This is a genomic window from Pseudanabaena sp. 'Roaring Creek', assembly GCF_001402795.1.
Taxonomy (GTDB): domain Bacteria; phylum Cyanobacteriota; class Cyanobacteriia; order Pseudanabaenales; family Pseudanabaenaceae; genus Pseudanabaena.
The window spans coordinates 1-6,943 of sequence record NZ_LIRE01000505.1; the positions used below are offsets into that span (position 1 = coordinate 1).

The 6,943-nt window shown below is 44.8% G+C and carries 6 protein-coding genes; 4 read left to right on the top strand and 2 right to left on the bottom strand.

From position 1 onward, the window contains the following. Positions 1-104: 104 nt before the first annotated feature. The 4 genes from AC805_RS15650 (at position 105) to rimM (ending at position 4,262) form a co-directional block, all read left to right on the top strand. Positions 105-1,841: an ABC-F family ATP-binding cassette domain-containing protein gene (locus tag AC805_RS15650; RefSeq protein ID WP_055076285.1), complete on the top strand. Its 1,737-nt coding sequence runs from the start codon at positions 105-107 to the stop codon at positions 1,839-1,841. A gap of 145 nt (positions 1,842-1,986) precedes the next feature. Beyond that, the gene (locus AC805_RS15655; protein WP_055076286.1) at positions 1,987-2,931 is read left to right on the top strand and encodes a pentapeptide repeat-containing protein; all 945 of its coding nucleotides are present in this window, start codon (positions 1,987-1,989) and stop codon (positions 2,929-2,931) included. A gap of 7 nt (positions 2,932-2,938) precedes the next feature. Continuing rightward, positions 2,939-3,622 carry a ribonuclease III gene (gene rnc, locus AC805_RS15660; protein ID WP_055076290.1) on the top strand — a complete coding sequence of 228 codons (684 nt, stop codon included), beginning with the start codon at positions 2,939-2,941 and terminating at the stop codon, positions 3,620-3,622. Positions 3,623-3,713: 91 nt separating this feature from the next. Next, positions 3,714-4,262 (top strand): ribosome maturation factor RimM, encoded by a 549-nt coding sequence (gene rimM / locus AC805_RS15665; protein ID WP_055076287.1) that lies wholly within the window; start codon positions 3,714-3,716, stop codon positions 4,260-4,262. Positions 4,263-4,482: 220 nt separating this feature from the next. On the opposite strand, the gene hemG is transcribed toward rimM, so the two are convergent. Both hemG and AC805_RS15675 read right to left on the bottom strand, forming a co-directional pair. Then, positions 4,483-5,919: a protoporphyrinogen oxidase gene (gene hemG / locus AC805_RS15670; protein ID WP_055076288.1), complete on the bottom strand. Its 1,437-nt coding sequence runs from the start codon at positions 5,917-5,919 to the stop codon at positions 4,483-4,485. 141 nt (positions 5,920-6,060) lie between these two features. Continuing rightward, a complete protein-coding gene (locus AC805_RS15675) occupies positions 6,061-6,288 on the bottom strand; it encodes a DUF2811 domain-containing protein (protein ID WP_055076289.1) in 228 nt (75 codons plus the stop codon). Between the last annotated feature and the right edge of the window lie 655 nt (positions 6,289-6,943).

The following is a 6,943-nucleotide window of genomic DNA, read 5'->3' on the forward strand; positions in this document are numbered from 1 at the left end:
CATTAAGGCTGCTTTTAGAGCTTCTTTTAGATTGGGGTGATGCTTTTGTTACAAAAAAATGATAATCTTAATAAAAAGTTAAGTTTTGTTGCTCCCCTAAATCTATGCTTCGTCTCGAACACATTCAGAAAATTTATCCCACTGGCGAAGTCCTCAAAGACGTTAACTGGGAAGTTAAAACAGGCGATCGCATTGGTTTAGTTGGCGTAAATGGCGCGGGGAAGTCAACACAGCTCAAAATTATTGCAGGGGAAATCGAACCGACCGCAGGGCAGATCGTGCGACCTTCGAGCCTGAAAATTGCCTATCTCAGTCAAGAATTTGACATCGAAGAGACGAGGACGGTAAAGCAAGAGATGTGGCAAGCCTTTCAGGAAGTGCGGGAAATCCAAAAAGAATTAGCGATCGTCCATCATCATCTGGAAAATTTAAAAGATGGTGAGGACTACGAGCCGATCCTCAAGAAAATGGATCGCCTCCAGCGTCAATTTGAAGATCATAACGGCTATGAATTGGAAAGTCGCATTGATAAGCTATTGCCAGACTTAGGGTTTAAAGCCGATGATGGCGATCGCTTTGTGAGCGAATATAGCGGCGGTTGGCAGATGCGTATGGGTCTAGGCAAAATTTTGCTCCAATCGCCAGATCTATTACTGCTGGACGAGCCGACCAACCACCTCGATTTAGAAACAATCGAATGGTTGGAGAAATATTTGCGATCGCTCAGTACCCCAATGGTAATCGTTTCCCACGACCGCGAGTTTCTTGATCGCCTCTGTACCTCAATCGTGGAAACCGAGCGGGGCGTATCGACAACCTATCTGGGCAACTACTCATCGTACCTAGCGCAAAAAGCGGAAGCTAAAGCCGCTCAGGGAGCTGCCTTTGAACGCCAGCAAAAATACATCGAAAAGCAACAGGTCTTTGTTGATCGTTTCCGCGCCAGTGCTACGCGCAGTACCCAAGCCAAGAGCCGCGAAAAGCAACTCGACAAAATCGATCGCATCGAAGCCCCTGAGAGCGATGTTAGAACCCTAAAATTCCATTTTCCCCCTGCCTCTCGCAGCGGGCGTGTTAGCGTGGAAATCAAGAATCTGACCCATGCCTACGGCGATCAGATCCTATTTTTAGGGGCAAAACTGGAGATCGAAAGAGGCGATCGGGTTGCCTTTTTAGGACCAAACGGAGCAGGAAAATCAACCCTATTAAAAATGGTAGTCGGCAAAGAATCCTATAACGAAGGCGAAATCGTTCTAGGTCATAACGTTCTAATTGGCTATTTCGAGCAAAATCAAGCTGAAGCCCTTGATTTAAACAAAGATGTGTTTCATACCATTCACGATGATTTTCCGAAGATGACCCACGAAGAAGTACGGGGCGTGCTGGGTAAATTTCTATTTAGTGGCGATACGGTCTTTAAAAACGTGCGCGATCTCAGCGGCGGCGAAAAGGCAAGGCTAGCACTGGCGAAAATGTTGCTTACCCCAGTAAACTTCTTGATCCTTGACGAGCCGACCAACCACCTTGATATTCCCGCCAAGGAGATGTTGGAGGCTGCGTTGCGAGAATATGAGGGTACTGTAGCTGTAATCTCCCACGATCGCTATTTCATCTCACAGGTTGCCAATAAAATTGTGGAAATCCGCGATGGCGAACTTTGCGCCTATGCAGGGGACTATGCCTACTACCAAGAAAAAAGGGAAGAGGAGACAAGGGAAGCCAAGCACAAGGCGGAAGTAGCTGCGAAAGCCGCTAAAGATGCTATCAAAAGGGAGAAAGAAAAAAACAAGCAAGCTGAAAAACGTCAGGAAAAACAACAACAAAAGGCAAAAGCAAAGTAATATGCAAACATCGTTCGCAATTTTCCTTTGCAATTTCATAATGCAATGAAATCTAAATTCTGACTATCCATCGGTTTATATGACTTGACCTGAGGGATAAAAGAGAGACGCATTCGTTTTTTTCGATAGATACATATTTATTGCTATGTTGGATCCCATTGCTAAGAAACGCAATCTGGTAGGACGTTATTCCCAAGGAGAAAGGAACTTCGAGGGATGGGATTTAAAAGGAGTAGATTTGAGTAAAGTCGATCTCAGTCATGCAATTCTACGCAATGCAAATCTAATTTTTGCAAATCTGTGGGAGGCGAATCTCTGTAATACCGACCTATCAGGGGCAAATTTATCCGATGCGGATCTAAGCGGAGCCTCTCTGTTGGACGCTAATCTTAGTAATGCAAATATCACTCGTGCAAATTTTACCTATGCGGGCTTAAGCGGAGCGCAGTTTGCGAACGTGCGTTTTAAAAGCGCGACTTTTCGTTTGGCTATATTGAATTGCACGAATTTGCACGGGATGGATTTTAAAAACGTGAACTTACAAAAAGCCTATCTTTTAGAGACAAATCTCTCTAATACAGATTTGAGTCATGCTAATTTACATCACGCTTTTTTATTTAGAGCTAATTTAAGCCGAGCAAATTTGCAAAATGCCGATCTCAGCGAGGCGGACTTGAGCGAGTCCAGCTTACATGGCGCAAATTTACATGGTGCAAATTTAAGTGAAGTCGATTTAAGAGAAGCCGATCTCGATCGCATAGATTTTAGCGATATTAATTTACGCTTAGCCAATTTAAGCGGACTAAATTTAAGTAATGTTAGTTTTATCGGCAGCAACTTAAGCAAGGCAATTTTGCGAGGCACGGTTTTGCGGGGAGCTTGCTTTAATGCGGCAAATCTATGGAATGCCGATCTGACGGGAGCCGATCTGACGGGAGCCGATCTGACGGGAGCCGATTTACGATGTACCAACTTTGATGGCGCTAATCTAAAATATGCTGAAGTAGATGTGGGATGGATGAATGAGGCAAGGATCTGCCAGACTATCTTGCCCGATGGCAATATCTCCAATCGAACTTGCCGCGCCTAAGGTCATCATGAAAGACTTATTTGTTTTTAAGAATGAGAATTTATTGCGAATGGCTCTGACCCATCGCTCCTACGTCCACGAAAATCCCAGTGCGGGGGAGGATAATGAGCGTTTGGAGTTTTTGGGAGATGCGATCTTAAATTTTCTCAGTGGTTCCTATCTTTATCGGCAACATGCGGATTTAGGGGAAGACGAATTAACTCGCCGCCGTGCTGCCCTTGTCGATGAGAAGCAGTTGGCAAATTTTGCGATCGCCCTAGACCTAGACAGCCAAATTTTATTAGGCAAAGGAGCTATGAGGGATGGGGGGAATAAGAGTGAAAATTTGTTGAGTTGCGCCTTTGAAGCGATGATCGGTGCTTTTTACCTAGATTGTAATTGCGATGTGGAGGCGGTGCGCCCTGCGGTGGAGGCTCTATTTGACTCGGTACCGCCAGAACTGGTGAATACCCGTGCCGATTTGGATGCAAAAAATCGCTTGCAGGAATGGGTACAGTCCTACATCGGGCATATTTTGCCCAAGTATGTGACCGAAAAAGTAGGCGGAACCGATCATACGCCTGAATTTGCGTCTAAAGTATATGTTGGCGATCGCCTATACGGTCAAAGTATGCGAAATTTTACTAGTAAAAAGGAAGCAGAACGTGCCGCCGCGCTAGATGCATTGGAACAAATAGAGAGAATGTTATAGGTTTTGCTAAGGCTTTTCTCAAAGCGGGATTTGGTAACAGGATTCGGCAATGAGGCTTGGCAATGAGGCTTGGCAAACAAGGATAAATATTATGACTGAAGATTGGTTAATAATTGGCAAAATAGTCTCACCGCAGGGGCTGAAAGGCGAGGTGAGGATATTGTCCTATTCAGATTTTCCTGAAAGGTTTGAGAATGCTGGGAAGCGCTGGATCGCTGCATCTGAGAAGGATGAACCCCAAGAGATCGTGATGTTGTCGGGGCGCGAGGTTGCTGGTAAAAAGAATCTATTTGTCATTCGCCTAGAGGGGATTAATGATTGCGATCGCGCCGAAGCTTTACGGAATTACGTGATGATGATTCCCACTAGCGATCGCCCCTACCTCGAACACAACGAATATATGATCGCGGATTTAGTTGGTTGTCAGGTCTACCATCAGCCCACGGGTAAGCTGCTAGGCGAAGTTATCAGTATCATTGCTGCTGGCAATGATTTGTTAGAGGTTCGTAATCTTGATAATCAAGAGGTGGAGTTAATTCCCTTTGTCGAAGCGATCGCCCCCTTTGTGGATATTCATCAAAAGAGGATTGAAGTTACTCCCCCTAAGGGACTTATTGATAGATGGCTAGTCATTGGGTAGCTTCATTGAGCGCGAGTTCGGGATAATTTGAAACGGGCTGTGAGAAAGGGTTTGCGTAGCAAACCCTTTCTCACAGCCCAAAAGTAAAAGCTATAGCGCACGCTGAGCCTGCGCTACAGATTTGGAGGTTTATATTTAATTGCGCCTAGTTCCGCTACTTATCATAAAAAAGGGGATTGAGGGGGAGCTAGACAACTCTTAAATGGTTTCTAAATGGTTTCTAAATGGTTTCTAAAAAAGCCGCAATTTTATGAGCTTCTTGCAAGCTGCGCTTGATGCAGTCACCTAAGGCGACTCCGCCAATAAAATTAGCACTGACATATAGCCCTGAGGATTTTTGCAATTCGGCTTCCACCGTGGCAAGGCGCTCTAAATGCCCGATTTCGTATTGAGGAATAGCCTTATCCCACACATGAACGGCGATCGCTTTGGGAGATACCTTCGTATCGGGGCGAAGAATCGTTTTTTTGAGATCTTGATGCACGGCAGCAATGATTTCGGCTTCAGATAAATGGGCTAGTGCGGGATCGAGGGTGCCACCGATAAAATTGAGCAATAGTTGCCAACCTGCGGGGGCGCGTCCTGAAAAGAGGCTAGATGACCAAATTGTCCCTAGGGTTCTAACTCCCTCTGTCCGAGGAATCAAATTGCCAAAGCCTTTCATGTCATAGAGAAATTCGCTTTTGGGATAGGCAAGCACGACACAGGCTACCGTCGGATAAAAAATCTCATTTAAGGCTTGGCTGGCGGCGGGTAAATAATCTTGTAATAATTTTGCAGTGACATAGGCAGGGGTGGAAAGAACGACCGATCGCGAGGTCACAATTTCTTCGCCCGTTGGGGTATCAAATTTGGAAATATAGATTCCGCCTTGCTTCTCTAGCGATCGCAGAGTCCATTGTTGTTTAACGGCTGTACCCTGTGCCCTTAATTTAGCGGCGATCGCTTCAGGGAGCATCTTTATGCCCTCGCGAAAGGAACCTAACTCCCCTGCCTTCGTTTTCGGAATGCGAGGATCGTTAAGTTTTTGTTTGCGCTCTTTACTCGATAATATTGCCCCAGCAAGCAAACCGCCATAGGTTTCCAGCTTGGCGATTTTGGCAAAGGCAGCCTTGGCACTGAGCCGCTTGGGATCGCCCGCATATACTCCAGAAATGAAGGGGGCAACCAAGCGATCGACCGCTTGTCTGCCTAACAGGCGCGAAAAGAAGCGATCGACGGATTCTTCTCCCGCCATTGCAGGACGTGCAAAACCCATTGCCCCTAAAGCGAGACGGATTTTGCCTCCCCAAGTCAAAATTCGGGAAGCGATCGCCGTTGGCGGAGACATGGGCAAAGCGTTTAACTTGCCGTTGAGAAATACAAAACGGGGTAGTTTGCCATCCGCAAGCACCAATTCATCCTTGAGTCCGACTTCTACGGCTAAACGTAATAATTCGGGGGCTGGCTGGAAGCTATTAGGTCCTTCCTCCCATTGATAGCCATCGTCATTTTTGGCGCTAGTAATTGCGCCGCCCACCCGATCCTGTGTCTCCGCCACCAAGACGCGATAGTTTTTAGCGATCGCTAATTCATGGGCGATCGTTAAACCTGAAATCCCTGCCCCAACGACAAGAACATCTAATGGATTAACTTCAGGAATCTGGGCGGAGGTCATAGTTTCATTGGTCTAGGTCGTCGAGCAATTCTCAGTCTAATACAAGGGTCTGTGTTTTGCATGAATAGTTTGTATGAATAGTTGCATGAATATTCATCTCAATCCAAGTCTAGAACCAAGTCTGTGCTTAGGTATAAGCCTTTAAACAGAGTGTTGAAATAAAGCGTTTAAGTACACCTTAGCAGTGCTGCGATAGCTAGATGTGGCATTGCGGGATAAGCGATCGCCACCATTTTGTAGCAAAAATAAAGATAGCGCAGCGGCAAATACGCGATCTTGATCCCAGTCAGGATGAGACTCTAAGTAAACTTTGAGGGTTTCGTGCAATTCTTCAGGAATCTCTGCCAATATACTGACGGTCGTACTCATGCTGAAACCTCAACTTTTAAGCAAGTTTTATCGAACTCAAGCAACCATTTTTCATCGGTCGGGACTTAATTGTGCGTTCAACCAGTGCTTCTTGTCAACGTAACGAACTGTTAACTCCTTATGACAAATAAATGAAATAGACTTGATGGAATCAGCTTTTTCACGTCTTTTTGTTCATATAACTTTATAATTGATCGTCTTGCAAAGTTTTCCCAAGTCAATGCTGCTTTCCGTTAACGAATCCTTAACCAGTAAGGCTAAAGTGTGTTTATCTTGGGGATAACCTGTGGAAAACTCTCCCTTATCTGTGGAAAAAAAGCCAATATCTGTGGAAAAGTCTGTGGAAAAGTTTTGATTAGATAAATTCAAAATTATTTTTTTCTTAATATTTATGGTGATATTTATGGTGATATTTATGGCGCGATTTGCGGCATTATTTCATCTTAATAGTTAAGCTTAATCAAATATTAATTAATTATTAATTAATATTTGATATTTGTGTCAACGTGAGTTTTGCCTAGAAAATATCCCCAAAGATTCAGTGGCACTCATCTTTGGGGGTATTTCCGAGCTATCTCCGAATGTCCTAGAACATACAATCCAAGAAGAGAAGGACGGCGTTTTACGCCGTCCTTCTCTTCTTGGATTGTATAGC